Genomic DNA, 26,115 nt, shown 5'->3' with positions numbered 1-26,115 from the left:
GGAAGCATGCGCAAGCTCACCTATTACGTCGCGTCGACCATCGACGGTTTCATCGCCACCGAGGACGGCTCGGTCGATTTCTTCCCGGTCGGCGGCGACCACGGCCCCTCGATCAACGCGCAGTACCCCGAGACGCTGCCCACCAAGGTGCGTGAGGCGATCGGGTTGGAGGAGCGCAATCGCTACTTCGACACGGTGCTGATGGGTCGCAAGACGCACGATTTCGGCGTCCGCACCGGCACCTCGACGCCCTACGCGCATCTGCGGCAATTCGTGGTCTCGACCACGCTGCCGGAGAGTCCCGATCCGGCCGTCGAGCTGATCGCCGAGAACCCGGTCGAGCGGGTTCGTGCGCTGAAGCGGGAAAGCGGGCTCGGCATCTGGCTGTGCGGCGGCGGTGAGCTGGCGCAGGCGCTGCTGCCGGAGATCGACCAGATCTTCCTCAAGCTCTACCCGATCGTGCTCGGCAGCGGCCGCGCGCTGTTCGGCGCGGGGTCGCGGCTGCCGGAACCGGCCAAGTTCCGGGTGATCACCAGCACGGTGTTCGAAGACGGGGTGGCCTTCGTCAAATACAGCCGGGTGCACTGACCCGGTGCCCGGCCAGGAACCGAGCGGGATACCGGACGGCGCCGCGGTGCCCGGTCCGGAGGCGGCGCTGCGTGAGATCGGCTTCTGGCTGGAGCGCTCCAGGGCCGAGACGCATCGGGTGAAGGCCTACCGGCGCGCCGCCGACGTCGTCGCGGTATTGTCCGCCGACGAGCGTGCGGCGCGCCGGGCCACGGGCACCTGGACCGAGCTCGCTGGCATCGGACCCAAGACCGCCGCCGTCATCGAGCAGGCGTACGCGGGCGTGGTGCCGCGGTACCTGGCCGAGTTGCGGGCGGCGGCGCAGCCGATCGGGGCGCCGGGCAAGCCGTTGCGCGAACGATTGCGCGGCGATCTGCACACCCACTCGAACTGGTCCGACGGCGGCAGCCCGATCGAGGAGATGATGCGGGTCGCGGCCGCGCTCGGGCACGAGTACTGCGCCCTGACCGACCATTCCCCGCGCCTGACCGTGGCCAACGGCCTGTCCGCCGACCGGTTGCGCAGGCAACTGGACGTGGTCGCCGAACTCAACGAGCGGATGGCGCCGTTCCGCATCCTCACCGGCATCGAGGTGGACATCCTCGACGACGGCGGCCTCGACCAGCGGTCGGATCTGCTGGCCCGGCTGGACATCGTGGTGGCCAGCGTGCACTCGCGGCTGCGCGACGACAGCGCGACCATGACCAAGCGCATGGCGTACGCGGTCGCCGACCCGAACGTCGATGTGCTCGGCCACTGCACCGGCCGCCTGGTCACGGGAGGACGCGGCACCAGGCCGGAATCCACGTTCGACGCCGAGGTGGTGTTCGAGGCGTGCCGCACCTACGGCACCGCCGTGGAGATCAACAGCAGGCCCGAACGACTCGATCCGCCTTCGCGATTGCTGCGCCTGGCCGCGGAGATGGGTTGTCACTTCTCGATCGACACCGACGCGCACGCGCCCGGACAGCTCGACTGGCAAGGGTACGGTTGTGAGCGCGCGCTCGCGAACGGCGTCGCGCCGGAACGGGTGATCAACACCTGGCCGCTGGCGGATCTGCTGGCCTGGACTCGCGCGCAAGCGTGACCGTCGGGTTAACTGTTGCCGAACACTGCGACTTCGCCTGTGCCGGAAGGCTGTTGCCGCCGAGAATAAGGGCCACACGGATTGCTGGGGGGATCGACTGGTGGGCGACTTTCCGCTCGAGATCGTGCTCGCGCTCATCGGTATCGCGGTGCCCATCGCCGCGTTCCTGTGGGAGTTCGTCCTCGCGGGCCGCAGACGCCTCGGCTACCGGGTGCAGATGGACACGCCGGTCACCGGTGAGATCGAATCGGTGTTCCCCGGTGTGCTGCCGCAGCTGCGCCCCTCGATCGACGGCGCGAGCCCGGATCTGAAGGACATCTCGGTCGTTCTGGTGCGTGTCGAGAACAGCGGCATCACGACCATCGACAGCCATGACTACAAGGCGCCGGAAGCCGCGCGGATCGGTTTGCACCTGCGGTTTCCGCAGCGCCGCGTGATCGGCATGGCGGTGAACGAACTCAGCGATCCCGCCTTGGCCGACAACCTCGACGCCGATTCCGGCATCGCGGTGCGCGAGGACACCGGCGGCCACATCGGCGTGATCGATCTGCCGAAGGTGCCGCTCGCCCCCGGCGATCACTACAAGATCCTGGCGATCCTGCAGCGTTCGGAGGGCGTGGGCGAGTACCCGCAGCCGGTGCTGCGCGGCGGCATCAAAGGCGGGCGGATCACCGAGACCCGCAGCCGCACCGGCGTTCCCCTGATGATGGTCGCGCTCACCGTGTTCCTGGTGCTGGTGATCGTCGTCCAACTGGTGGTGGCCGCGCTGGAGCCGTCGCCGACGCCGCTCGACTGCGCCTCCGGCGAACTGACCGTGCTCGGGTCGACGGCGTTCGCCCAGGTCATCGAAGACGCCGCCGAGCAATACCGGAAGAGTTGCACCGGTGCGGAATTCGCCTACGGCTTCGAGGGCTCGGAGCGCGGACTGGACCGGCTCGCCGAGGAAGGGGCGGGCAATTCGGGCTTGCTCGCCATCACCGACGGCCCCAAGGGCGGCGGCTATCCGGCGCTGGTGCACCGGCCGTTGGCGTTGTCGCTGTTCACCGTGATCGCGCATCCCGGCGTCGGCGTTCGCGATCTCGGCCTCGCGCAGATCCGGGATCTCTACCGGGGCAGGATCGGCAACTGGCGCGAGGTGGGCGGTCCCGACCTGCCGGTGGTGCTGGTCAACCGGATACCCGGCTCGGGAACGCGGACCATCTTCGAACGCAGACTGCTCGACGGGACGCAGCCGGAGCGCCCGCACGTGAGCTGCACGGCACTGAAGGGCACGGTCACCACCGCGCCCGCGCAGTGCGAGGTCCAGGTCACCGCCGACATGCGCAAGGCGGTGGCGGAAATACCGGGAGCCATCGGCTATTCCGAGTTCACCGAGGCCGTCGCCGCGGGCCTGCCCGCCATCGCGATCGATGGCGTCGGCGCGAGCAGGGACGCCGCCGTGCGGCGCGCCTATCCCTTCTGGGGCGTCGAGTACGCCTACAGTAACGGCGAGTTGCCCGGTGGTTCGCTGGCCGCGAGTTTCCTGCACTTCCTCACCGATAGGACCGGCAAAGAGGTGCTGCGCGCTCACGGCAACACACCGTGCGCCGACCTGCCCGATCCTGGTCGCTGCCTGCCGGATCAGTGACCCGGTAACGCGGGGGCCACCGGACTACCCATCGGTAGCCGAACGAACGCTGGGGGCCCGGATTTTTCCCGAACTGTTTGGTTTGAACGACACCCGCTGAGGTACCTCCCACTCGGCCCCCCTGATCATGCCGCAGGCGTGACCAGGCCAACCAAGCCCCATGGACGGCGGTGCAGCTAGGTCTTCACCTCCGCCGCGGCGGCCACTTAGTTCAGTTCGGCGCCCGGTACTCCGAGTGCTGGGTGAATGCGAGTGCTACTTGGTTGTCCCTGGAAGGAGGGTCATGAGCGCGCTTTCCGTGCCGATTTCCGCGCAGGCGTCGTCCGATCTGGAGATGCCGTCGTCCGACTACTTGTCGACAGATCGTTCCAGCGGCCCGTTTCGCATCGCGATGGTCGTGCCGCCGTACTTCGACGTCCCGCCCAAGGCATACGGCGGTGTCGAGGCCGTGGTGGCCGATCTCGTCGACGCGCTGGTGGCCCGCGGCCACGACGTGACGTTGTTGGGCGCGGGGGAGCCGGGGACGAAGGCCAAGTTCGTGCCGGTGTGGGACCGAGCGCTGCCCGAACGTCTCGGAGAGCCGTTCCCCGAGGTGGTGCACGCGTTGCGGGTGCGTCGCGCGATCGAGAAGCTCGTGGCCACTTCGGGTGTGGACCTGGTGCACGACCACACCTTCGCCGGGCCGCTGAACGCGACCGTCTTCCAGAACATGGGTCTGCCGACGGTGCTGACCGTCCACGGGCCGGTGGAGGACGACATCTACCGCTATTACCAGGATCTGGGCGACGAGGTCGCCTTGGTGGCGATCAGCGACCGCCAGCGCGAACTCGCGCGGGGTCTCAATTGGTCCGGGCGGGTGCACAACGCGTTGCACGTCGACGATTGGCCGTTCCGCGTGGAGAAGGACGACTACGCGCTGTTCCTCGGCCGGTTCAACGAATGCAAGGCTCCGCATCTGGCGCTGGAAGCCGCGCACGCCGCAGGCATCCCGCTGGTGCTGGCCGGCAAGTGCAGCGAGCGGCCCGAGCTGGCCTATTTCGAGGAGAAGGTGCGGCCGCTGTTGACGGAAAACGATCACGTGTTCGGGCTCGCCGACGCGACGGCCAAGCGTAAGCTGCTTGCGAACGCGCGTTGCCTGTTGTTCCCGATTCGCTGGGAGGAACCGTTCGGCATGGTGATGATCGAATCCATGGTCTGTGGCACGCCGGTGGTCGCGCTGCGCGGCGGGGCGGTGTCCGAGGTGATCGTCGACGGCGTGACCGGCCGCATCTGCGAGGATCCCGCCGAATTGCCCTCGGCCATCGAAGAGGTCGGGGCGATGGATCCCTACGCCTGCCGGGCGCACGTGCAGGCCAAGTTCGGCTCCGACACGCTCGGCTTCGGCTACGAGCAGGTGTACCGCCGGGTGCTGCGCTCCAAGCACCGCTCCGGCGCCGCGCCGCTGGTCACCACCGCGCCCGTGGCAACGCCGCTCGACGCCCCGGTGGCCGGTTCGCCGATCCGGATCGCGGCGAGCGGCTTGGCGTGACCGATTCCGTACCCGTGAGCCACGCCCCCCTGAACTCCGGCGAGCCGGCCGGGTTCGGGGGGTGCGGTTCGGTGACCCTGGTCGAAGGCGGCACGTTCTGCCTGTCCAATCGGCTCGGCGACGTCGAACCGGGCAAGCCGCACGGCTTGTTCTTCCGGGACGCCCGCGTGCTATCGCGCTGGGAGTTGCTGGTGAACGGCAAACCCGCCGAGTCGCTTTCGGTATTGAGTCCGGAGGCGTTCGCCGCCAGGTTCGTGTTGCGCAGGCCCCCGCAGGCGGGCCTGGCCGACAGCACGCTGCTGGTGGTGCGCGAACGGATCGTCGCCGACGGCATGCACGAGCTGATCACGCTGGAGAACATGGGCCGCGAGCCCACAGCGGTGCTGCTGGAACTGCACGTGGACGCCGACTTCGTCGACCTGTTCGCGGTGAAGGAAGGCCGCGCCGGGCACGGGCGGGCCGACGTGACGGTAGCCGACGGGGAACTGGTGCTGCACGATCACGCCGACCGCAGCCGGGGCATCTCGATCTCGGCGACGGTGGAGCCCGAGGTCATGCCCGGTTCGCTGCTGTGGAGGGTGATCGTGCCGGTCGGCGAATGCTGGCAGACCGAGATCATCGCCCAGCCGACCGTGGGTAACCAGCGATTCCAGGCCATCTCGCCGGGGGAGCATTACAACGTCAGCGCGCCGGGCCGCAAGATCGAGGCCTGGCGCGACACCGCCACCGACATCGCCGCGTCCGACCCGGTGCTCACCCGGGTGCTGCGCCGCACCGAGAGCGACTTGGGCGCGTTGCAGATGCGCGACGAATCGGGCGACGCCAGGCCTTTCGTCGCCGCGGGCGCGCCGTGGTTCATGACCCTGTTCGGCCGCGACAGCCTGCTCACGGCGTGGATGGCACTGCCGCTCGAGGCCGATCTGGCGCTGGGCACATTGCAGCAGCTGGCCGAACTGCAAGGGCAGGACGTGAACCCGCTCACCGAGGAGGAACCCGGCCGCATCATGCACGAGATGCGCCGCGGGCCAGCGGGCGGGCCGGTGTTCGGCGGCAACATCTACTACGGAACGGCCGACGCCACACCGCTGTTCGTGATGCTGCTGGCCGAATGCCATCGCTGGGGCGCCGACTCCGAAGCGATCCGGCAACTGCTGCCTGCCGCCGACGCCGCGCTGCACTGGATCACCGACTACGGCGACCGGGACGGCGACGGCTTCGTCGAGTACCGCCGCGCCACCGATCGCGGCCTGATCAACCAAGGGTGGAAGGACAGCTTCGACGGAATCAACGACGCCACCGGCCATATCGCCGAAGCGCCCATCGCGCTGTGCGAGGTCCAGGGGTACGTGCACGCCGCGATGCTGGCCAGGGCCGAGCTGGCGGAGGCGTTCGACGACCCGCGGCTGGCCGGACAGCTCCGTGAACGCGCCGCGGAGTTGCGCGTCAAGTTCGCCGAACAGTTCTGGCTGGCCGACCGCGGGTGGTACGCGGTGGCGTTGGACGGCGGCAAGCGTCAGGTCGACGCGCTGACCAGCAATGTGGCGCACTGCCTCTGGTCGGGCATCGCCACCGACGAGCACGCGGCGGAGCTGGTGGCGCGGATGGCGGCTCCGGAGATGGATTCCGGCTTCGGGTTGCGCACGCTGGCGTCGAACATGGGCGCCTACAACCCGATGAGCTATCACTGCGGCTCGGTCTGGCCGCACGATACGGCGATCGCGGTGGCCGGTCTGCTGCGCTACCGGCATGTGCCCGGCGCGGTGGAGCTGGCGACTCGGCTGGCCACCGGCCTGCTGGACGCGGCGGCGGTGTTCGACGGGCGCCTGCCGGAGTTGTTCTGCGGCTTCCCCCGGTCGCGATTCGCCACGCCGGTGCCGTATCCGACCTCCTGCTCGCCGCAGGCGTGGGCGAGCGCGGCGCCGCTGTTGCTGGTGCGCGCGTTCCTCGGGCTCGACCCCGACGCGCCGGCCAGGACGCTCACGGTGCGACCGCAACTGCCCGCGCGGTGGGGCAGGGTCTCGCTGCGGGCGTTGCGGCTCGGTGCGACCACCGTCGACCTGGAAGCCGATGGCACGCAGATCACCGCGGCGCGCCTGCCCGACGACTGGCGGTTGGTGACCCGGTGACCGGCGCCGGTTGCCGCGCGGCGGAAGCGGGTATGACCCCGATGTAGGGATATTGCAAGCCTTCTCGCACTGACACGCAGCACGGGAGGTGCACGATGCAGACATCGCTGGACACACAGGACCTGTGGCGGAGCCGGTACCAGGATTGTTCCGCGGAACCGTCGACGGATCTCGACATGGATCGCGCCTTGTTCATCCGCAGCGTGCACGCCGGTCACGGCCCGGAGTGCCGCCAATATCTCGCGGCGGCGGCGTACTGTCTCGCCCACGGGGACGAGCACTGAACCACCGGCTTCCACTCCGGAACAGCACCGAGCGTCCGGCCCGATGCCGGGCACCGGCGTGAGGTCTACAGGATCGCGAAGGCGACCACGAGCCCGAGCGCGAAATGCGCGGCCGCCACCACGAGCACCTCGGTGGTGTAGGTGTCGGCGTGCAGCGCCGTGCCGATGTCGATGCCGAGCGCCCGCTCGATGACGCGCACCGAGACGACCTGGGCCACGATGCCGACCAGGCCGAACACCAGCGCGGCGATCAGGCCCTCGGACAGCTTGCCGCCGCCGCCGACGGCGAAGATGGCGAGCACGACGATGAACGCCATGCTGATCATGCCCGCCGCGGTGACGATGATGGCGTTCGGCTTACCCGCGACCACCAGTTTGCGCAGCTTGCCCGGCGTGGTCAGATCGATGGCGTAGAAGCCGACGAGCATGAGCACCAAGCCGACGAGGGCGTAGAGGACGATCGCTCCCACGCCTTCGCCGAGCGAGTTCCAGTACCCCGATTCCAGGGCGACTGCGGTCATCTTGATCCTTCCGGGGTGGGTCGGCATGTGGCCGAGGTGAATTCGTGCTCGACGTGGACGCGCTCAGTCGGTGACGATGCGATGCGGGACGAAGGCGGAGCCGTCGTCGGTGATCAGTCCGGCGGTCTCGCGGATGCCGAGCCCCGCCGCGGCGTCGCCGACGATCCAGGCGCCGAGCACCGGCCGCATGTCGTCGAATTCCGGTAGCGGGTCGAGCAGTTGGTACACGTAGCCTTCCTCGCCGTAGACGCCGCCGGTCGCGGTCTCCAGTCCGGCGCCGACGATCGTCATATTGGCGCCCTCGCGTCCCAGCTTCGGTTTGCGGATGTACTCGGTGAGTTCGTTGGGCTGGTCGAGGTAGGCGGGCAGCAGGTTCGGATGGCCCGGGTACATCTCCCACAGCACCGCCAGGATCGCCTTGTTGCTCAGCAGCGTCTTCCACAGCGGTTCGATCCACATGGTCTGCGGCAGGCTGTCCACGACGCGTTTGCCGAAATCGTCGTCCAGCACCCATTCCCAGGGGTAGAGCTTGAAGACCGCCTCCATCGGCGCCTCCGCCAGGTCGACGAAACGCTCCAGCTCGGAATCGAATCCGATCTCCTCGATCGGTAGCGCGATGGTGTCGAAACCGGCCTCGGCCGCGGTCTCCTGCAGGTAGGCGGTGGTGACGTTGTCCTCGCCGGTGGCGTCGGCGCCGGACCAGGTGAAATGCAGTTGCGCGGTGGGCAGCGCGTCGCGCAGCTCGCCCCACCGCTCGACCAGCTTCTCGTGCAACGAGTTCCACTGGTCGCCGCCGGGGTGGCGGTCGGTCAGCCAGTGCCACTGCACGATCGCCGCTTCCAGCAGCGAGGTCGGCGTGTCGGCGTTGTACTCCAGCAGTTTCGCCGGACGTCGCGCGTCGTAGCGCAGATCGAAACGCCCGTACACGTGCGGGTCGGAGCGCCGCCAGGATTCGGCGATCGGGCCCCAGCTCCACTCGGGCAGGCCGAAATCGGCGTACCGCTCGGTGAGCACGATGTGCTCCACCGCGTTCAGGCACATCGAATGCAGGAGTTCGACATCGGCCTCCAGGGCGAGGATCTCCGACATCTCGAACTCGTAGTGCACCGATTCGTCCCAGTAGGGCCGCGGCTGACCGCTCGCGTCCCGTCCGGGGGAACCGTAGACCAGGCCCTGGCTCTCGATGATCCGCTGCCAGCCCGGCCGGGGCGTGTCCCGTACGCGTCGCATCTATGACCCTCCGCCGGTGCTCTTGCTGCCCAGGCCGCCGCGCTGGATGGTGGTGCCGCTCTTGGTCTTGATCTCGGCGCTCTTCGGCTTGATCGTGGTGCCGCCGGTGGGCGGCTTGCCGATGGCGCCGGTGCCGCCGTAGTAGTAGCGGTACTGCGGCCCGCCGCCGAGGATGATCAATCCGGGATTGAGGCCGGTGTCGTTGACGAAGCCGGGACGGCCTTCGCCGCAGTAGGAGTCGTCGACCACGATCTCTTGGCCGTTCTCGACCCTCATGCACTGGGCCGTGACCCGGTCCGGCGCGGCCAGGGCGCGATAGGCCAGATAGCCGCCGCCGACCAAGGCCGCGACGCCGACGATGGCGACGCCACCGATCATCACGCGCTTGCGGGTGCGCTTCTTGGCCGCCTCGGCCGCGGCGGCCGCCTGCTGCGCTTCCTCGGCGCGCTTACGCGCCTTCTCCCGTGCCCGTGCCTCGGCCACCGTGGGTGGGCGGGGTCGGGTCACGCCCGCTTCCTGTCGCTGGATGCTGCCGGGGCGCGGCGGGGACGCTGCGGGCGGCCGATCGACGCCGGGACCGCTCGTGCCGCCGGACGGCGCGGAAGTGGGGGTGGACCAGTCGATTTCGGGCTGATCGGCGGCACCCGGCGCGGGGGTCGATCGGTCGGCGCCGCCGGAGACCGGTGTCGACCGGTCCTGTTCCTCGCCGGACACCGGGGAGGGCGGTTGCCGCTCCTCGGCCGGGCGCTGCGGCTCGGACGGCCGCACGGGCTCGTCCCGGCGCTCGTCACCCGGATCTCGCGTACTCATCGCTGCGCCCCCCTCCTCGCCGAACCACCACTACCGCTCCTCGAAACCGGTCAAATCACCCCGCGCGGGCTCCCAGCTTTCCACAACCAACCTGACCTGACCAGGAGTGTCCCCGGAACGCAAGAGGCTCAGCAACCGTTCGCAAGCCGGTCGCGGCCCTTCGGCCACCACGTGCACGCGGCCGTCCCTGGCATTCCTCGCGTGCCCGGCCAGTCCCAGTTCCAACGCCCGCGACCGCGTCCACCAGCGGAAACCGACGCCCTGGACCAGCCCGTGCACCCAGGCGCTCATCCGAACGGCCTCGTCCATCAGGCCTCGACGTCGAACGACAGCGTGACTTTCGAACCCGCCTTCAGCGTGCGCCCCACCGTGCAGACCTTGTCGATCGCACGCTGCACGGTCACCAGCAACCGTTCGCGGGCTTCGTCGTCGAGTTCGCTGAGGTCGAGCTCGAACACCTCCTCCAGGTGCGGGTAGACCTCGTTCTCCCGATCGGCGTCACCGGAGACGCGAATGGTCGCGTCGAAGTTGTCACCGAGTTTGCGCGACAGCGGGAAGTCCGCGCTCAGGCCGGAGCAGGCGGCAAGCGCGATCTTCAGCAACTCGCCGGGGGTGAACACACCGGGGACGCCCTGCGATCCGATCAGGACTTCGGCGCCGCGGGAGCTGCGCCCGGTGTAGGCCCTGGTTCCGGTGCGCTCCACCCACAGCGTGGTGGGCTCCGGCGCGCTCGGCGCCGCGGTGGCGGTGACGGGTGTAGCGGTCTGTTCAGCCATGGGTTCGATCCTGCCATTGTCGTCGCAATCAGCTCGCGGGCCTGGCAACGCCGCGCCACCGCCGGCCATTCCGCGCGGTCGGCGGGCCGTGGCCGGGATTACTCCTGGAACCGGTAACCCATGCCCGCCTCGGTGAGCAGGTGCTTGGGACGCGACGGGTCGTCCTCCAGTTTGCGGCGCAATTGCGCCAGGTAGACCCGCAGGTAGTGGGTCTCGGTGGCGTAGGAAGGGCCCCACACTTCGCGCAGCAGCTCGCGCCGCCCGACCAGTTTGCCCCGATTGCGCACCAGCATCTCGAGCATGCCCCACTCGGTGGGGGTCAGATGGACGGTCTCGCCGCGTTTGGTGACCTTCTTGGCGGCCAGGTCGACGGTGAACGAGTCGGTGGTCACCACGGGCGCCGAGGCGTCGGGATCGGTGGCGCCGCGCCGGACCGCGGCGCGCAGCCGGGCCAGCAGTTCGTCCATGCCGAACGGTTTGGTGACGTAGTCGTCGGCGCCCGCGTCGAGCGCTTCGACCTTGTCGGCGGAGTCGGTGCGCGCCGACAGCACGATCACCGGCGCCGAGGTCCAGCCGCGTAAACCGGCGAGCACCTCGATGCCGTCGATATCGGGCAGGCCGAGATCGAGGATCACGACGTCCGGATGCCGGTCGGCGGCGGCGCGTAGGGCCGCGCCGCCGGTGGCGGCGGTGATCACCTCGTAGCCGCGGACCGAGAGATTGATCCGCAACGCGCGCACGATCTGCGGTTCGTCGTCGACCACGAGCACCTTGGTCGCCATCGCATCGGGCGTCTTCGTCACAATCGCAGCCTCCTGTGTCGTCACCGGCGCCTCACTCACCCGCGCTCGTCGTCTCGTGTGCCACGGCGCCGCCCGTGCCGTCCGCGTCCGGCGGCTCGCCGCCGGGCAAGTCGACCAGCATGGTCAATCCTCCACCGGGTGTCGGCTCGGCGTGCACTGCGCCGCCCATCGCTTCGACGAACCCGCGCACCACCGACAGACCGAGCCCGACGCCGGTGGTGTTGTCCCGGTCGCCCAGGCGCTGGAACGGTTCGAACAATTGCTCCTCGGTACCGTGCGGCACGCCGGGCCCGGTGTCGACGACCGCGATCGAGACCCGGTCACCGGCGCGTTCCGCGGTGACCCGTACCGTGCCCGCGCGGGGGGCGTGCCGCAGCGCGTTGTCGAGCAGGTTGGCCAGCACCCGTTCCAGCAGACCGCTGTCGGCGCGCACCGAGACGTCGCCGACCTCGACCCGGACCCGGTCCATCGCCGCGCGCCGCAGCCCGCGCGCGCCCATCCCGACGCTCACCAGCGCGCGGTGCACCGCCTCGTCCAGATAGACCCGCCGCAGCTGCGGGGTGACCACGCCGACCGCGAGCCGGGAGGAGTCGAGCAGATTGCCGACCAGCGCGGTGAGCTGATCCACCGATTCCTCGATCGTCTCCAGCAGTTCGGCGGTGTCCTCGGCGGAGAACTCGATGTCGTCGCTGCGCAGGCTGGAAACCGCCGCTTTGGCGCCGGCCAGCGGGGTGCGCAGGTCGTGGCTGACCGCCGAGAGCAACGCCCGCCGCAGCCGATCGGCCTCCAGCAGGGCCGCGGCGGCGCTGGCCTCCTCGGCCAGGCGGGCCTGCCGGACCAGAGCGACGGCCTGGTTGGTGACCGCGTTGAGCACCGGGCGGTCGGCGGCCGCCAGTGGGCGACCGGCCAGCAGCAGCCAGTGGCGGGCATCCCCGGCTTCCACCACGGTGTCCGCGTCGGAGGGCTGCCGCGGCGGGTTCGCGCCCACCTCGGCGAGCATGTGGTCGCCCGACACCAGCGCGACCGCGCGCTGCGCGAACACCTCTCTGATCTGTTCCAGCAACCGGGGCAGATCTGCGCCGTGCAGGATCGCGCCGGAGAACATGGTCAGCAATTCGGCTTGGCGGGATGCCTTGCGCGCCTGCCCCGTTCGCTTCGCGGCCAGATCGACCAGCGCCGCCACTGCGACGGCGACGATGAGCAAGACCACCACGGTGATGAAGCTGTTCGGTTCCGCGATGGTCAGGCTGTAGCGCGGCGGTGCGAAGAACCAGTTCAGCAGCAGGCCGGACAGCAGCGCCGAGAAGGACGCGGGCACCACGCCGCCGAGCAGCGCCACCGCCACCACGCCGACCACGAAGACGGCGCTGATGCCGCCGAGATCCAGCACGTCGTCGAGGTAGGCGGCGCTGATCGCGCAGACCAGCGCGGGCACGAGAAAGGCGGCGAGCCACGCGGCCACGGGTCTGCGGGGGTGCAGCGCCGCGTATCGCAGCCCGCGGTGCGCCTCCTCGTGCGTCACCATGTGCACGTCGATCTTGCCCGAGCGCTGCACCACCGTGGAGCCGATGCCTTCGTCGAATATGCGCGCCCAGCGCGAGCGGCGGGAGGTGCCGAGCACGAGCTGGGTGGCGTTCGTCTCGCGGGCGAACTCGAGCAGCGCGGTGGGCACGTCCTCACCGGTGACGGTGTGCAGCGAGGCGTCGAGACTGGCAGCCAGCTCACGCAGCCGGGCCAGCCGTTCGGTGGAGACCCCGGCCAGGCCGTCGCCGCGCACCACGTGCACGACCACCAGATCGGCGCTGGATTTGGTGGCGATCCGGCTGGCCCGGCGCACGATCGTCTCCGATTCCGGCCCGCCGGTGACCGCCACAACGACGCGCTCCCTGGCCTCCCACAGCTCGGTGATCTGGTGATCGGCCCGGTACTTCGCCAGCGCGGCGTCGACCTGATCGGCCAGCCACAGCAGCGCCAGTTCGCGCAGCGCGGTCAGGTTCCCCGCGCGGAAATAGTTCCGCAGCGCCGCGTCGATCTTCTCGGCGGCGTACACGTTGCCGTGGGAAAGCCTGCGGCGCAACGCTTCCGGGGTGATGTCGACCAACTCCACCTGGTCCGCCCCGCGCACGACGGCGTCCGGCACCGTCTCGCGCTGCTGGATGCCGGTGATCTGCTCGACGACGTCGTTGAGGCTTTCCAGGTGCTGCACGTTGACCGTGGAGATCACGTCGATACCGGCCTCGAGCAGCTCCATCACGTCCTGCCAGCGCTTCTCGTGCTTGCTGCCGGGTGTGTTGGTGTGCGCCAGCTCGTCGACCAGCACCACCGCGGGCGCGCGGCGTAGCACCGCCTCGACGTCGAGTTCGGTGAACGTGCTGCCGCGATACTCGATCAGCTTCGGTGGTACGCGCTCGATGCCCTCGAGCAGTTTCGCGGTCCTCTCCCTGCCGTGCGTTTCCACCACCGCGGCCACCACGTCGCGACCGCGCTCCAGTCGCCGGTGCGCCTCGCCGAGCATGGCGTACGTCTTGCCGACACCCGGCGCGGCGCCCAGGTAGATGCGCAGCTGACCGCGTTTCACGCCTTCATCATCGCGCGTCGCGCCGCTCCGGCAGAACACCCGTCGGTGGTCACGGCGCGCTGCGACCCCACGTCACCGCCACGCATCATCGGTCTCGACGGCGACCGGCAGGGGCGTCGGCGCCTGCTCCCGACCCGCGAGCGCGCGGATGACCAGCGCGCAGCAGACGAAGGCGACGACCATGATCATTGCCGACATTGCGATCCTCTCTTCCCTCCCGGCGGGACGACGCCGGTCGCGCTCGTCCGGTCCGGCCGGCTCTCCAACTTCTACCGCCGTCAGACGGGCAGACCTCGATTTTTACGGTGTGTTGACGGTCCGTCCGCGTTCCTTGACGCCATACTTGCGGGCGTCGCGTGACCGTCAACGAACCGCAAATGCCGAGTCCCGGGGCGTCAAGAAGTCGTCAGGAAACGGCTCCACGCGCCGCCGGGGCGCTTCACTCGCTCTGTCGCGCCGAAGCCCGGCGCGCCGGACGGAGGTTGTCGAGTTATGTCGGTCGTGGTGTTCACCGCGCTCACCGTGGCGGCGTTCGCGCTGCTCGGGCTGGTTCAGCGCGGGGTGGAGAAGTTGTGACCGCGAACCTGATCGGTCTGGTTCTCGCCGTCGGCGTCGCGGTCTATCTGGTCGCGGCGCTGCTGTTTCCCGAGAGGTTCTGAGTGACCACGACAACCGCGGGGATCGCCTTCGTGGCCTCCCTGATCCTGGCGCTCGCGCTGGTGCACGTGCCGCTGGGTGATTACATGTACCGGGTCTACGACGGACGTGAGCATTCGCGCGTCGAACGTCTCGTCTATCGGGCGATCGGAGCGCACCCCGAAGTCGAGCAGCCCTGGCCGGTGTACGCGCGCAGTGTGCTGGCCTTCTCGGCGGTCAGCATTCTGTTCCTGTTCTTCTTCCAGCTCGTCCAGGGGAAGTTGCCGCTGCACCTGAACGATCCGGGCACCGAGATGACGCCCGCGCTGGCCTGGAACACGGCGGTCAGTTTCGTGACGAACACGAACTGGCAGAACTACTCCGGCGAATCCACCCAAGGGCACCTGGTGCAGATGGCCGGACTCGCGGTGCAGAACTTCGTCTCGGCGGCGGTGGGCATGGCGGTGGCCGTGGCACTGGTGCGCGGGTTCGCGCGCAGGCACACCGGCGACCTCGGCAACTTCTGGGTGGACCTGGTGCGCGGGACGCTGCGCATCCTGTTGCCGATCGCGTTCGTCTTCGCGCTCGTGCTGGTGGCGGGCGGCGTGATCCAGAACTTCCACCTGCACGACCAAGTGGCGCAGACGCCGACCGGCATCCAGCAGACGATCACCGGTGGCCCGGTCGCCAGCCAGGAGGTGATCAAGGAACTCGGCACCAACGGCGGCGGCTTCTACAACGCCAACTCCTCGCATCCGTTCGAGAACCCGGCCACCTGGACCAACTGGGTGGAGATCTTCCTGCTGCTGATGATCAGCTTCTCGCTGCCGCGCACCTTCGGCCGGATGGTGGGCAGCCGCAAGCAGGGCTACGCGATCGTCGCGGTGATGGGGACGATCGCACTGATCAGCATCGCGCTGACCAACCTGTTCCAGCTCCGGCACCACGGCACGGTGCCCACCGCGATCGGCTCCTCGATGGAAGGCGTGGAACAGCGCTTCGGCGTGGCGAATTCGGCCACTTTCGCCGGCGCGACCACGCTCACCTCCACCGGTGCGGTCGATTCGTTCCACGACTCCTATACCAGCCTCGGCGGCCTGATGACGATGTTCGACATGCAGCTGGGGGAAGTCGCGCCGGGCGGCACCGGGTCGGGCCTGTACGGCATGCTGATCCTGGCGGTGATCACGGTGTTCGTGGCGGGACTCATGGTCGGACGCACCCCGGAGTACCTGGGCAAGAAGATCACGCCGCGCGAGATCAAGCTGGCCGCGTCGTACTTCCTGATCAGCCCGCTGATCGTGCTGGTGGGCACGGCCGCCGCGCTGGCGATGCCGGGGCAGCGTGCGGGCATGCTGAATTCCGGGCCGCACGGTTTGTCGGAGGTGCTGTACGCGTTCACCTCGGCCGCCAACAACAACGGCTCGGCCTTCGCGGGTCTGACCGGCAACACCGAGTGGTACAACACCGCGCTGGGTCTGGCCATGCTCTTCGGCCGCTTCCTGCCGATCATCTTCGTGCTCGCGCTGGCCGGGTCGCTCGCGCGCCAAGGCACCACTCCCGCGTCGATCGGCACGCTGCCCACGCACCGGCCGCAGTTCGTCGGCATGGTCGTCGGCGTGACGGTGATCCTGGTCGCGCTCACCTTCCTGCCCGTGCTTGCGCTCGGGCCGCTCGCCGAAGGAATCCACTGACATGTCCAGTCCCACTATCGAAAAAACCTCGGCGCGGGCCGAGTCCGAGCGGCCGCGGCGGGGCAAGGGCGTCCGCAGCGGGGTGCTCGACCCCAAGATGCTGCTGACCTCGTTGCCGGACGCGGTGCGCAAGCTCGATCCGCGCACCCTGTGGCGCAACCCGGTGATGCTGATCGTCGAACTGGGCGCGGTGTGGTCGACCGTGCTCGCGCTGGTGAACTCCACCTTCTTCGCTTGGGCGATCGTCGTGTGGCTGTGGCTCACGGTGATCTTCGCGAATCTGGCCGAGGCCGTAGCGGAGGGCCGCGGCAAAGCACAGGCCGACACCCTGCGCAAGGCGAAGACCGACACCGTCGCGCGGCGGTTGGTCGAGTGGTCGCCGGGCGCGCGGGTGGTAGAGGAACGGGTCGCCGCCCCGGAACTGCGCCGCGGCGATCACGTCGTGGTGGAGGCCGGACAGGTGATCCCGGGCGACGGCGACGTGGTGGAAGGCATCGCCTCGGTGGACGAATCGGCGATCACCGGTGAATCCGCGCCGGTGATCAGGGAATCCGGCGGTGACCGCTCGGCGGTGACCGGCGGTACCACCGTGCTGTCGGACCGGATCGTCGTCCGGATCACCCAGGAGCCGGGCCAGAGCTTCATCGACAAGATGATCGCTTTGGTCGAGGGCGCGAGCAGGCAGAAGACGCCGAACGAGATCGCGTTGAACATCCTGCTGGCGGCGCTGACGATCATCTTCGTCTTCGCGGTCGCGACGTTGCAGCCGATGGCGATCTTCAGCAAGTCGAACAATCCGGGCGTGCCGGACAGCGCGGCGCTGGACGCGCACGGCGTCACCGGCATCGTGCTGGTCTCGCTGCTGGTGTGCCTGATTCCGACGACCATCGGCGCGCTGCTGTCGGCGATCGGGATCGCGGGCATGGACCGCCTGGTACAGCGCAATGTGCTCGCCATGTCCGGCCGGGCGGTGGAGGCCGCCGGAGACGTGAACACTCTGCTGCTGGACAAGACCGGCACCATCACGCTCGGAAACCGCCAAGCGGCGGACTTCGTCCCGGTGCCCGGGGTGAGCAAGGAGGAGTTGGCCGACGCCGCCCAGCTTTCCAGCCTGGCCGACGAAACGCCGGAAGGCCGCTCCATCGTGGTCTACGCCAAACAGGCCTACGGTCTGCGGGAGCGGACGCCCGGTGAACTGAGCCGCGCGCGGTGGGTGGAGTTCACCGCGCAGACCCGGATGTCCGGCGTCGACGTCGAGGGCCGTCAGCTGCGCAAGGGCGCGGCGAGCGCGGTCACCGAATGGGTGCGATCCCAGGGCGGTTCGGTGCCGGAGGAGCTCGGCGCGACCGTCGACGGCATCTCCGCCGCGGGCGGCACGCCGCTGGTCGTCGGCCGGGTCGATGGCGAAGGCGCGCGTGTGCTCGGCGTGATCCACCTCAAAGACGTGGTGAAGCAGGGCATGCGCGAGCGGTTCGACGAGATGCGCAGCATGGGCATCCGCACGGTGATGATCACCGGCGACAATCCGCTGACCGCCAAGGCGATCGCGGACGAGGCGGGGGTCGACGACTTCCTGGCCGAGGCGACGCCGGAGGACAAGCTGGCGCTGATCAAGCGGGAGCAGGACGGCGGCCGACTGGTCGCGATGACCGGCGACGGCACCAACGACGCGCCCGCACTGGCGCAGGCCGACGTTGGCGTGGCGATGAACACCGGCACGTCGGCCGCCAAAGAGGCGGGCAACATGGTCGATCTGGATTCCGATCCGACCAAGCTGATCGAGATCGTCGAGATCGGCAAGCAACTGCTCATCACGCGCGGGGCGCTGACGACGTTCTCCATCGCCAACGACATCGCCAAGTACTTCGCGATCATCCCCGCGCTGTTCGTGACGTTGTTCCCCGGCTTGGACCTGCTCAACGTCATGCGGTTGGCCAGCCCGCAGTCGGCGATCCTGTCCGCGGTGATCTTCAACGCCGTCGTCATCGTGGCGCTGATCCCGCTGGCGCTGCGCGGCGTGCGCTACCGGCCGTCGAACGCGTCGAAGTTGCTCAGCCGCAATCTGACCGTCTATGGGCTGGGCGGCATCATCGCCCCGTTCCTCGGCATCAAACTCATCGACCTCGTGGTCCAGTTCCTCCCAGGGATGTCCTGACATGCGCCTTTCAACCTGGATCCGGCAGCATCTCGCCGCCCTGCGCGCGTTGCTCGCCCTCACGGCGATCACCGGAATCGTCTATCCGCTGGCCGTTTTCGCGGTGGCGCAGCTGCCCGGACTGCACGAGAAGGCGGACGGGTCACTGGTCGAGGTGAACGGAACGACAGTGGGCTCCGGCCTGATCGGGCAATCGTTCACCGGACCGGACGGTGCGGCACTGGTGCAGTACTTCCAGAGTCGCCCTTCGGCCGCCGGTGACGGCTACGATCCGATGTCCAGCGGCGCGAGCAATCTGGGACCGGAGGACATCGTCGACACCCCGGAACGCGCCGGCCTGCTCACCACGGTATGCGCCCGCAGCAAGGAGGTCGGCGACCGTGAGGGGGTCGACGGCAGTCGTCCGTTCTGCACGAAAAGCGGTGTGGGCGCGGTGCTCTCGGTGATCGGACCACGTGACGCCGACGGGGATGTTTCGCATCCCGTGCAGGTCGTCAGCGTCAACGAGGCCTGCCCAGCGCAGCCGTTCGTCGCCGCCTACCGCGGCGTCCGGGTCGTATGCGCCGAACCGGGACAGGACTACTCCGCCGGACGCATCGTCCCGATCCACGGCGACGCGCCCGCCGATCCGGCGGTGCCCGCCGATGCCGTCACCGCGAGCGGCAGCGGACTCGATCCGAACATCTCTCCGCAGTACGCGGTCATCCAGATGGCGCGGGTCGCGAAAGCGCGCGGCATTTCCGAACAGCAGGTTCGTGTCCTGGTGGACGAGCACACCAGCGGCCGGACGCTGGGATTCCTCGGCGAGCCGCGGGTCGACGTACTGCGGTTGAACCTGGACCTGGATCGCCGGTACCCCTACCGGGGTTGATTCGTGCGGCCGCGGGCGGTTTCGGGTTCGCCCGCGGCCGTCGACCGGGGTCAGTGGCCGCGGGCGATCCAGTCGGCGAGGAAGGGCTTCTCCGCGCCGATGGTGGTGGAATCGCCGTGCCCGGTGTGAACCGTGGTCTCCTCCGGGAGCGTCAGCAGGCGTTCGCGGATCGACTCGATGATCGTGCCGAAATCGGAGAACGATCGGCCGGTCGCGCCGGGGCCACCGGCGAACAACGTGTCGCCCGTGAACACGGCCTTCGCCTCGGGCAGATGCAGTGCGACCGAACCGGGAGAGTGGCCAGGGGTGTGCAGGACGTGGATCTCGCTGTCGGACAAGGTGATCCGATCGCCGTCCGCGAGCGGCTGGTACCCCGTGTCCGGATGGGTCATGCGCCACAGCGGCTCGTCGCCGGGGTGCAGCAGGATGGGCGCGTCCAGGCGCTCGGCCAGCTCGGGGGCCACCGTCACGTGATCGTTGTGTCCGTGGGTGCACACGATCGCGCGAACGGCGCGCCCGGCGACCGCCGCGAGAATCGGGTCGGCGTCGTGGGCGGCATCGATGACGACCACCTCGTCGTCGTCGCCGACGAGCCAGATGTTGTTGTCCACCGCCCAGGTGCCGCCGTCGAGGCAGAACTCGCCGGAGGTGACGACGCGGTCGATGCGGACGGTCACCAGACCACCACCGAGCGCAGCACGTCGCCCGCGTGCATCTTCGTGAAGGCCTGCTCGACCTGGTCGATCCCGATCCGTTCGGAGACGAACCGGTCCAGCGGCAGCCGACCCTGGCGGTAGAGGTCGATGAGGGTGGGGAAGTCGCGTTCCGGCAGACAGTCGCCGTACCAGGCGGATTTCAGCGCGCCGCCGCGCGAGAAGAAGTCCAGCAGCGGCATCTCGAGGGTCATCTCCGGCGTCGGCACGCCGACCAGCACCACCGTGCCGGCCAGGTCGCGGCCGTAGAACGCCTGCTTCCAGGTCTCCGGCCGTCCGACCGCGTCGATGACCACGTCCGCGCCCCATCCGTCGGTGTACTCCTGGATCTTCTCGACCACGTCCTCGGTGGTCGCATCGATCGTGTGGGTGGCCCCGAAATCCGTGGCCCAGCGCAGTTTCCTGGCGTCGCGGTCCACCGCGATGATGGTGCGCGCACCCGCCAGCTTCGCCCCGGCGACGGCCGCGTCCCCCACGCCGCCGCAGCCGATCACCGCGACCGTGTCGCCGATCGAGACGTTGCCGGTGTGTATCGCCGAGCCGATGCCTGCCATCACGCCGCAGCCGAGCAGGCCCGCCACCGCCGGGTCGGCTTCCGGATCGACCTTCGTGCACTGGCCCTCGTGCACCAGGGTCTTGTCGGCGAACGCGCCGATGCCGAGGGCGGGCGTCAGCTCGGTCCCGTCGGTGAGCGTCATCTTCTTGCTCGCGTTCCGACTGTCGAAGCAGTACCAAGGCCTGCCGCGCTTGCACGCCCGGCACTCGCCGCAGACCGCGCGCCAGTTGAGGATCACGTAGTCACCTTCGGCCACATGGGTGACCGCCGGGCCCACGGCTTCCACCACGCCCGCCGCCTCGTGGCCGAGCAGGAACGGGAAATCGTCGGTGATGCCGCCTTCGCGATAGTGCAGATCGGTGTGGCAGACCCCGCACGCCTGCACCCGCACCACCACGTCGTGCGGGCCCGGATCGGGAATCACCACCTCGACGGTCTCGACCGGTGCGCCTTTGCTGCGGGCCACGATCCCGCGGACGGTTTCCGACACCTGTGCCTCCTGAGCGAGTTCTCCGGACGCGGATCCATGGATCCGCCAGCCTGAACACCTGTCCATACAGTTGTTCCCGATCCGAACATTACCGCCGGACGGCGCGAAGTCCCGAGTTTCGATCCGGAATCGCCACGGGGTTGACATTCCACTTTGGAGGGTTATGCTGGAGTCATATTCCACTATGGAGGGTGGAACCGTCGATAGGACCAGGCATGGACATCTCCACCGGCACCCGCGCCTCGAACGCCGAACGCGACGCCGTGGTGCGCCTGCTCGGCAGGCACATGGCGGACGGGCGCATCGATCTGCCCGAGTATGACCAGCGCGTCGCCCAAGTGTACGCCACCACCGACCGGGAAGACCTGCGCGCGGTGCTGTCCGATCTGCCCGAGCTGGGCAAGGACGCCGTGGCGCCGGCTTCCGCGCGCCCGCGCATCCCGATCTGGCAGCGCATCGAGGGCAGCACCTGGCTCGCCGTGAGCCTGCTGGTGCTCGTCATCTGGGGCGCGATCTCGCTGAGCGTCGGCGCGCTGACCTACTTCTGGCCGATCTGGGTGATCGGCCCGTGGGGCGCCGTCCTGGCGTTCCGGATGGTGGCGGGCTTCGAGAACGGCCGATTCACCCACCGCGCGAGCTGAACTCGGTCCACGGCGCTGTCACCCGGAGCACCGGGTGACAGCGCCGTCGTCGTGTCCTACCACCCGCGTCGCGCGGACTCGTGCGGGGGAAGCGAGGGTTCCCGCCGCGACCGCTGATCGTCGCGGTGGCGTCGGCCGGGTGGTTGGTCGTCGGCCCGGTCTCGGTCGGACGGCACGGGACGGTCGCGGTATGCCGCATCGGGCCGCTCTCTTCTGCCGGTCCCTGGCTCGCGGTCCGCGGGTCTGCGTCCGGCTTGCTCGCTGCCTCGCGGATGACGGACCTCCGCGTCGTCGTAGTCGTCTCGAGGTCCGGCGCCGTGCGATGCGTCGGGCTCGTCGGGGCGCCGACGTCTCGGCGGGTCGAGACGGCCGGGTGTAGGACGCGGAGGCGGATTCGCCCCGCCGCCGCGTGGGAGCCGGTCACCTCGCCGAGCGGGTTCGGATTCGTCGCGGCGACGGCGTGCTGGTGCGGGCGGGCTGTAGTCGTCGGAAGGAGGGTTTGTTCGTTCCGTCGGCCAGGAGTTCGCGGCGCGTGTTGGTCGGTCGGCATCGGTGCGCCGGGATGAGGTCGGTGGCTCGGCGGCTCCGCGACGGGTGGACCGGCTCTCGCCGCGAGCGGGGAGGGCTTCGCGGGATCGTGTCGCGGTGGGCCTATCCCGGCGGGGACTGTCGTCGGGGGCTTCCGTGTACGCGCGGGCGTTCTGCGCGCCGGACGCCTCGTACGGCGGCTTCCGGGATCTGCTCGCGCGGGGCGGCTGCGGTGGACGGCCCGGCTGGAGGACGGGTAGTTCCCGGGTGATCTGTGTCGCGCTGACGCCCTTCTCTTGATAGGTGGCGGGGATGTCGTGCGCGCGCAGCCACGCGCCGGGATCGTGGCGGGCGGCGGCGTCCAGCCACGGAAGGGTGTCCTCGAGCAGATCGAGCAGGTCGCCGCGGCCGTCGCCGAGCGCACCCCGGATGGCGGGGAAGGCATCCGCCGGGAACGTCCACTTCCATTCCGACCGCGCGTCCGCGTGCCTGCGGCCGTGCAGGACGAGGTCGCCGGAGCGGGAGATCTTGGCCCGCACCGTGCGCGTGCCGGACTCGATGACGAGTTCGCCCGTTTCGGTACGGGTGATCTGCTCGGTCTCGTCGTCATCGTCCGGTTCGGCGGAATCGATGTCGTCCGGGTCGACGCGGCGCATCCATTTCGTCACCGCGCCCAGCGGAAGAAGCGGCTGCCGTTGTTCCGCGATGCGGGCGCGGGTGACCCGCAATGTCCGCGCAATCCCGGCGACGAGATCCGCGCGGCTCGGGGAGTCCGCGGCGTCGGGCAGGTCGTCGTCCTCCCACTGGCCCGCGGGCGCGGGCGGTGGGCCGATGCCGGGGCGCCCGGGTCGCTCGCTCCTGCCGTACATCGGTTCGGCGGATCGCCCGGCTCGACCGGGAAAATTCCCACGACTGGGAGTTTCGTCCTCCTCGGCGTCGTCCCACGGCCGGTCCGCGTCCTGCTCCGGCCCCCGCAGTTTGATCTCGAACCACGCCGCGCCCAGGGCGGCCGTGGCGAAAGCGGCCGCGATCGCCACCTCCATCCGCACATCGCTGAGCAGCGCGCTCTTGCTGCGTTCACAGGCGTGCAGGAACACCAGGCTGCCGAGGACGAGCCCCGCGATCCGGGCAAGGCGGAACCGGGTACTTGTCCCTGGTGAGGGGGCAGACATCGTGGTGCGCTCCCGAACGTTCCGCTGACGAATCAGAGGGATCGTAAGGGGCCGGACGACGTGGCGTCAGTGCCAGTTCGAGACCGGGCACGGGCGGCGGGCTGACGGAAGAGGCGCGTGCCGGTGGCCGAGCGGGCGTTCCCGCATCCCGGCGCACCGGCGGAGGCGGTCGCGTCGCGGCCGCCGACCCGATGCGACCGGCACCGCCGTCACCGTCCCGGCAAACCCGGGGCATATCGAAATGCGCGCGAACCGGCGGCGACTCGATAACCTACGGATATCGCCGAACCACCACTCGGTCGCGCACGCCGTCGGGCCCAGGAAGCTCCCGGTACGCGACGGATACCATGACAGGTCGCCGGATGCGCTGCCCCGCCGCGGAACGCCGACCGGGCAGAACACGGAAAGGTCGTCGAACTTGCACCTGAAGAGCCTGACGTTGAAGGGCTTCAAATCCTTCGCGTCCGCGACGACGCTGCGCTTGGAACCGGGCATCACGTGTGTGGTCGGTCCGAACGGTTCGGGCAAATCGAACGTCGTCGACGCGCTCACCTGGGTGATGGGCGAGCAGGGCGCCAAGGCGTTGCGCGGCGGCAAGATGCAGGACGTGATCTTCGCCGGCACGGCGGGCCGCGCGCCGCTCGGCCGCGCCGAGGTCACGCTGACCATCGACAATTCCGACGGCGCGCTGCCGATCGACTACGCCGAGGTGTCCATCACCAGGCGCATGTTCCGCGACGGCGCGGGGGAGTACGAGATCAACGGCAACTCCTGCCGCCTGATGGACGTGCAGGAACTGCTCAGCGACTCCGGCATCGGCCGCGAGATGCACGTCATCGTGGGGCAGGGCCAGCTGTCGGCCATCCTGGAGTCGCGCCCGGAGGACCGCCGCGCGTTCGTCGAGGAGGCCGCCGGTGTGCTCAAGCACCGCAAACGCAAGGAGAAGGCGGTCCGCAAGCTCGAGGCCATGCAGGCCAACCTGGCCCGGCTGACCGACCTCACCACCGAACTGCGCCGCCAGCTCAAACCGCTGGGCAGGCAGGCCGAAGTGGCGCGCAGGGCGCAGACCGTGCAGGCCGACCTGCGCGATGCCCGGCTGCGGCTGGCCGCCGACGATCTGGTCACCCGGCGCGAAGAGCTGGCCAGTCAGCAGAGCAAGGAAGCGTACGCGCGCGAGCAGCAGATCACCGTGCAGTCCGAGCTGGACGCCGCCAACGCGGCGCTGGCGCAGCAGGAATTCCAGCTGTCCCGGCTCACGCCGAGCGCGGAGGCCGCCGCGCAGCTGTGGTTCCAGCTGTCCGCGCTCGCCGAGCGGGTCAACGCGACCATCCGCATCGCGGGCGACCGGGCGCGGCACCTGGACGCGGCGGCTCCGGTCAGCACGGGCCGCGATCCCGAGCAGCTCGAGGTCGAGGCCGATCGGGTCGAGGCCGAGGAGGCCGAGCTGCGCGAAGCGGTGGAGATCGCCACGGAGACGCTGGAGGCGGCCCGAGACCAGCTGGCCGAGCGCGAATACGCCGCCAAGGCCGCCGAGCAGGCGCACCTGGCCGCCGTGCGGGCGATCGCCGACCGGCGCGAGGGAGTGGCCCGGTTGTCCGGCAAGGTGGACACCCTGCGGGCCAGGGCGCAGTCGGTGGACGCGGAGATCGCGCGGCTGTCGGTCGCCATCGCCGACGCCCGCCACCGCGGCGAGGCCGCGCAAGCCGAATTCGACACGGTGCAGGCCGAACTCGCCGAACTCGACGCGGGCGAAGCCGGTCTCGACGCCCAGCACGAGCACGCGGCGCAGGCACTGGAACTGGCCGATCAGCGGGTCACCGAACTGCGGGAACAGGACCGGGACGCGAGCAAGCGGGTCGCGTCGCTCAGCGCGCGCATCGAGGCGCTCGGCATGAACCTGGCCCGCCGGGACGGTGTCGCCTGGCTGGTGGAGCATCGCGAGCAGGGATTGCTCGGCCCGCTCTCGGCGCTGCTGCGCGTGCACGGCGGCTTCGAGGCGGCGGTCGCCGCTGCGCTGGGCCCGCTGGCCGACGCCGTCGCCGCCGACACCGGCGAGTCCGCGCACGCCGCGATCCAGGCGCTCAAGGAGGCCGACGGTGGCCGCGCCGCCGTCGTCTTCGGCGCCGAGCGCGCCGAGCGGCCGCAGCCGGGCGCGCTGCCCGACGGCGCCCGCTGGCTGGTCGACGTGGTGGAGTGCCCCGACACGGTGCGCGGCGCGATCGCGGCGCTCACCGCGGGGATCGCCGTGGCCGACGATCTGCCCGCCGCCCGCGCGCTGGTCGCGGCGCGGCCCGAACTGCGCGTGGTCACCCGCGACGGCGACCTCACCGGTAACGGCTGGCTGCTCGGTGGTTCCGATCGCGCGCCGAGTCAGCTGGAGATCCAGGCCGACATCGACGCCGCCGAGGCGGAGCTGGTCGCGGCGCAGCGGCGCGCCGAGGAACTCGAGGCCGCGCTGTCCGGCGCGCTCGAGGAGCAGGCCGATCGCAAGGACGCCGTCGACCAGGCGCTGCTCGCCCTGCACGAATCCGATCAGGCGCTGGTCGCGATCTACGAGCGGCTCGGCAGGCTCGGTCAGACCGCCCGCACCGCGCACGCGGAAAGCGAACGGCTGGTCGCCCAGCGCGACGACGCGGAGGCGAGCCGGGAGGAGGCGCTGGCCGCGCTGGCCGACCTGGAGGATCGCCTGCGGCACGCGGAACTGGAGCAGTCCGCCGCGGAC

22 protein-coding genes are annotated in these 26,115 nt (G+C 69.8%); 11 read left to right on the top strand and 11 right to left on the bottom strand.

Annotated elements, in window-relative coordinates:
* Positions 1 to 6: 6 nt before the first annotated feature.
* The 5 genes from NB3_RS05410 (at position 7) to NB3_RS05390 (ending at position 6,935) form a co-directional block, all read left to right on the top strand.
* The gene (locus NB3_RS05410) at positions 7 to 588 is read left to right on the top strand and encodes a dihydrofolate reductase family protein (protein WP_067797417.1); all 582 of its coding nucleotides are present in this window, start codon (positions 7 to 9) and stop codon (positions 586 to 588) included.
* A gap of 4 nt (positions 589 to 592) precedes the next feature.
* Positions 593 to 1,654 (top strand): PHP domain-containing protein, encoded by a 1,062-nt coding sequence (locus tag NB3_RS05405; RefSeq protein WP_244891777.1) that lies wholly within the window; start codon positions 593 to 595, stop codon positions 1,652 to 1,654.
* 100 nt (positions 1,655 to 1,754) lie between these two features.
* Positions 1,755 to 3,281, top strand: a complete 1,527-nt coding sequence (locus NB3_RS05400) for a PstS family phosphate ABC transporter substrate-binding protein (RefSeq protein WP_067797413.1) — start codon at positions 1,755 to 1,757, stop codon at positions 3,279 to 3,281.
* Positions 3,282 to 3,615: 334 nt separating this feature from the next.
* Complete coding sequence (locus NB3_RS05395; RefSeq protein WP_084485909.1) at positions 3,616 to 4,809, top strand: glycosyltransferase family 4 protein; 1,194 nt, start codon at positions 3,616 to 3,618, stop codon at positions 4,807 to 4,809.
* Between the two features lie 14 nt (positions 4,810 to 4,823).
* Entirely contained in the window at positions 4,824 to 6,935 is a 2,112-nt protein-coding gene (locus tag NB3_RS05390; RefSeq protein WP_067798391.1) for an amylo-alpha-1,6-glucosidase, read from the top strand.
* 349 nt (positions 6,936 to 7,284) lie between these two features.
* Here the strand turns inward: NB3_RS05390 and NB3_RS05380 are convergent, their stop codons facing one another.
* From NB3_RS05380 to NB3_RS36515, 8 genes are all read right to left on the bottom strand, one after another.
* Positions 7,285 to 7,740: a DUF350 domain-containing protein gene (locus NB3_RS05380; RefSeq protein WP_067798388.1), complete on the bottom strand. Its 456-nt coding sequence runs from the start codon at positions 7,738 to 7,740 to the stop codon at positions 7,285 to 7,287.
* Positions 7,741 to 7,803: 63 nt separating this feature from the next.
* Positions 7,804 to 8,970, bottom strand: coding sequence for a glutathionylspermidine synthase family protein (locus tag NB3_RS05375; RefSeq protein WP_067797409.1), 1,167 nt, complete (start codon positions 8,968 to 8,970; stop codon positions 7,804 to 7,806).
* Positions 8,971 to 9,780, bottom strand: coding sequence for a hypothetical protein (locus NB3_RS05370; RefSeq protein WP_218020528.1), 810 nt, complete (start codon positions 9,778 to 9,780; stop codon positions 8,971 to 8,973).
* 30 nt (positions 9,781 to 9,810) lie between these two features.
* Positions 9,811 to 10,089 carry an acylphosphatase gene (locus NB3_RS05365; RefSeq protein WP_067797407.1) on the bottom strand — a complete coding sequence of 93 codons (279 nt, stop codon included), beginning with the start codon at positions 10,087 to 10,089 and terminating at the stop codon, positions 9,811 to 9,813.
* Entirely contained in the window at positions 10,089 to 10,556 is a 468-nt protein-coding gene (locus tag NB3_RS05360; protein WP_067797405.1) for an OsmC family protein, read from the bottom strand. The genes NB3_RS05365 and NB3_RS05360 overlap by 1 nt, the downstream gene beginning before the upstream one ends.
* 98 nt (positions 10,557 to 10,654) lie before the next feature.
* Complete coding sequence (locus tag NB3_RS05355; protein WP_039799569.1) at positions 10,655 to 11,338, bottom strand: response regulator; 684 nt, start codon at positions 11,336 to 11,338, stop codon at positions 10,655 to 10,657.
* Between the two features lie 52 nt (positions 11,339 to 11,390).
* Positions 11,391 to 13,937, bottom strand: a complete 2,547-nt coding sequence (locus NB3_RS05350; RefSeq protein ID WP_067798381.1) for an ATP-binding protein — start codon at positions 13,935 to 13,937, stop codon at positions 11,391 to 11,393.
* A gap of 72 nt (positions 13,938 to 14,009) precedes the next feature.
* The gene (locus tag NB3_RS36515) at positions 14,010 to 14,135 is read right to left on the bottom strand and encodes a hypothetical protein (RefSeq protein ID WP_280516567.1); all 126 of its coding nucleotides are present in this window, start codon (positions 14,133 to 14,135) and stop codon (positions 14,010 to 14,012) included.
* 179 nt (positions 14,136 to 14,314) lie between these two features.
* On the opposite strand from NB3_RS36515, the gene kdpF reads away from it, so the two are divergent.
* The 4 genes from kdpF to NB3_RS05330 all read left to right on the top strand — a co-directional run bounded on the left by kdpF (position 14,315) and on the right by NB3_RS05330 (position 19,293).
* Positions 14,315 to 14,596 carry a K(+)-transporting ATPase subunit F gene (kdpF, locus tag NB3_RS36765; RefSeq protein ID WP_084485814.1) on the top strand — a complete coding sequence of 94 codons (282 nt, stop codon included), beginning with the start codon at positions 14,315 to 14,317 and terminating at the stop codon, positions 14,594 to 14,596.
* The gene (gene kdpA, locus NB3_RS05340) at positions 14,597 to 16,267 is read left to right on the top strand and encodes a potassium-transporting ATPase subunit KdpA (protein WP_067797398.1); all 1,671 of its coding nucleotides are present in this window, start codon (positions 14,597 to 14,599) and stop codon (positions 16,265 to 16,267) included.
* Between the two features lie 97 nt (positions 16,268 to 16,364).
* Positions 16,365 to 18,422, top strand: coding sequence for a potassium-transporting ATPase subunit KdpB (gene kdpB, locus NB3_RS05335; protein ID WP_371855881.1), 2,058 nt, complete (start codon positions 16,365 to 16,367; stop codon positions 18,420 to 18,422).
* A 1-nt stretch (position 18,423) separates the two neighbouring features.
* Complete coding sequence (locus tag NB3_RS05330) at positions 18,424 to 19,293, top strand: potassium-transporting ATPase subunit C (protein ID WP_067797393.1); 870 nt, start codon at positions 18,424 to 18,426, stop codon at positions 19,291 to 19,293.
* Between the two features lie 50 nt (positions 19,294 to 19,343).
* Here the strand turns inward: NB3_RS05330 and NB3_RS05325 are convergent, their stop codons facing one another.
* Together NB3_RS05325 and NB3_RS05320 are read right to left on the bottom strand one after the other, a co-directional pair.
* The gene (locus NB3_RS05325) at positions 19,344 to 19,973 is read right to left on the bottom strand and encodes an MBL fold metallo-hydrolase (protein ID WP_371855880.1); all 630 of its coding nucleotides are present in this window, start codon (positions 19,971 to 19,973) and stop codon (positions 19,344 to 19,346) included.
* Entirely contained in the window at positions 19,967 to 21,052 is a 1,086-nt protein-coding gene (locus tag NB3_RS05320; RefSeq protein WP_067797388.1) for an S-(hydroxymethyl)mycothiol dehydrogenase, read from the bottom strand. The genes NB3_RS05325 and NB3_RS05320 overlap by 7 nt, the downstream gene beginning before the upstream one ends.
* 215 nt (positions 21,053 to 21,267) lie before the next feature.
* Here NB3_RS05320 and NB3_RS05315 point away from each other — a divergent pair, with 215 nt between their 5' ends.
* Positions 21,268 to 21,693 (top strand): DUF1707 SHOCT-like domain-containing protein, encoded by a 426-nt coding sequence (locus NB3_RS05315; protein ID WP_067797385.1) that lies wholly within the window; start codon positions 21,268 to 21,270, stop codon positions 21,691 to 21,693.
* 56 nt (positions 21,694 to 21,749) lie between these two features.
* Here the strand turns inward: NB3_RS05315 and NB3_RS05310 are convergent, their stop codons facing one another.
* Positions 21,750 to 23,393, bottom strand: a complete 1,644-nt coding sequence (locus NB3_RS05310; protein ID WP_157111545.1) for a hypothetical protein — start codon at positions 23,391 to 23,393, stop codon at positions 21,750 to 21,752.
* 418 nt (positions 23,394 to 23,811) lie between these two features.
* Between NB3_RS05310 and smc the strand changes: the two genes are divergently transcribed.
* A partial coding sequence (smc, locus tag NB3_RS05305) for a chromosome segregation protein SMC (protein WP_067798378.1) occupies positions 23,812 to 26,115 on the top strand: 2,304 nt, incomplete at its 3' end.

This window comes from Nocardia beijingensis NBRC 16342 (assembly GCF_001612785.1).
GTDB lineage: Bacteria > Actinomycetota > Actinomycetes > Mycobacteriales > Mycobacteriaceae > Nocardia > Nocardia beijingensis.
The sequence above is the reverse complement of the archived record's forward strand: the minus strand, read 5'-3'. Positions and strand labels throughout refer to the sequence as shown.

Excerpts from the sequence above, each read along its gene's own strand:
- NB3_RS05360 (WP_067797405.1), bottom strand. The coding sequence starts at position 10,556 with ATGGCTGAACAGACCGCTACACCCGTCACCGCCACCGCGGCGCCGAGC.
- NB3_RS05410 (WP_067797417.1), top strand. The coding sequence starts at position 7 with ATGCGCAAGCTCACCTATTACGTCGCGTCGACCATCGACGGTTTCATC.
- NB3_RS36515 (WP_280516567.1), bottom strand. The coding sequence starts at position 14,135 with ATGTCGGCAATGATCATGGTCGTCGCCTTCGTCTGCTGCGCGCTGGTC.
- NB3_RS05355 (WP_039799569.1), bottom strand. The coding sequence starts at position 11,338 with ATGGCGACCAAGGTGCTCGTGGTCGACGACGAACCGCAGATCGTGCGC.
- kdpF (WP_084485814.1), top strand. The coding sequence starts at position 14,315 with ATGCCGAGTCCCGGGGCGTCAAGAAGTCGTCAGGAAACGGCTCCACGC.
- NB3_RS05370 (WP_218020528.1), bottom strand. The coding sequence starts at position 9,780 with ATGAGTACGCGAGATCCGGGTGACGAGCGCCGGGACGAGCCCGTGCGG.
- NB3_RS05330 (WP_067797393.1), top strand. The coding sequence starts at position 18,424 with ATGCGCCTTTCAACCTGGATCCGGCAGCATCTCGCCGCCCTGCGCGCG.
- NB3_RS05380 (WP_067798388.1), bottom strand. The coding sequence starts at position 7,740 with ATGACCGCAGTCGCCCTGGAATCGGGGTACTGGAACTCGCTCGGCGAA.
- NB3_RS05395 (WP_084485909.1), top strand. The coding sequence starts at position 3,616 with ATGCCGTCGTCCGACTACTTGTCGACAGATCGTTCCAGCGGCCCGTTT.
- kdpB (WP_371855881.1), top strand. The coding sequence starts at position 16,365 with ATGCTGCTGACCTCGTTGCCGGACGCGGTGCGCAAGCTCGATCCGCGC.
- NB3_RS05310 (WP_157111545.1), bottom strand. The coding sequence starts at position 23,393 with ATGTCTGCCCCCTCACCAGGGACAAGTACCCGGTTCCGCCTTGCCCGG.
- NB3_RS05375 (WP_067797409.1), bottom strand. The coding sequence starts at position 8,970 with ATGCGACGCGTACGGGACACGCCCCGGCCGGGCTGGCAGCGGATCATC.
- NB3_RS05315 (WP_067797385.1), top strand. The coding sequence starts at position 21,268 with ATGGACATCTCCACCGGCACCCGCGCCTCGAACGCCGAACGCGACGCC.
- NB3_RS05365 (WP_067797407.1), bottom strand. The coding sequence starts at position 10,089 with ATGGACGAGGCCGTTCGGATGAGCGCCTGGGTGCACGGGCTGGTCCAG.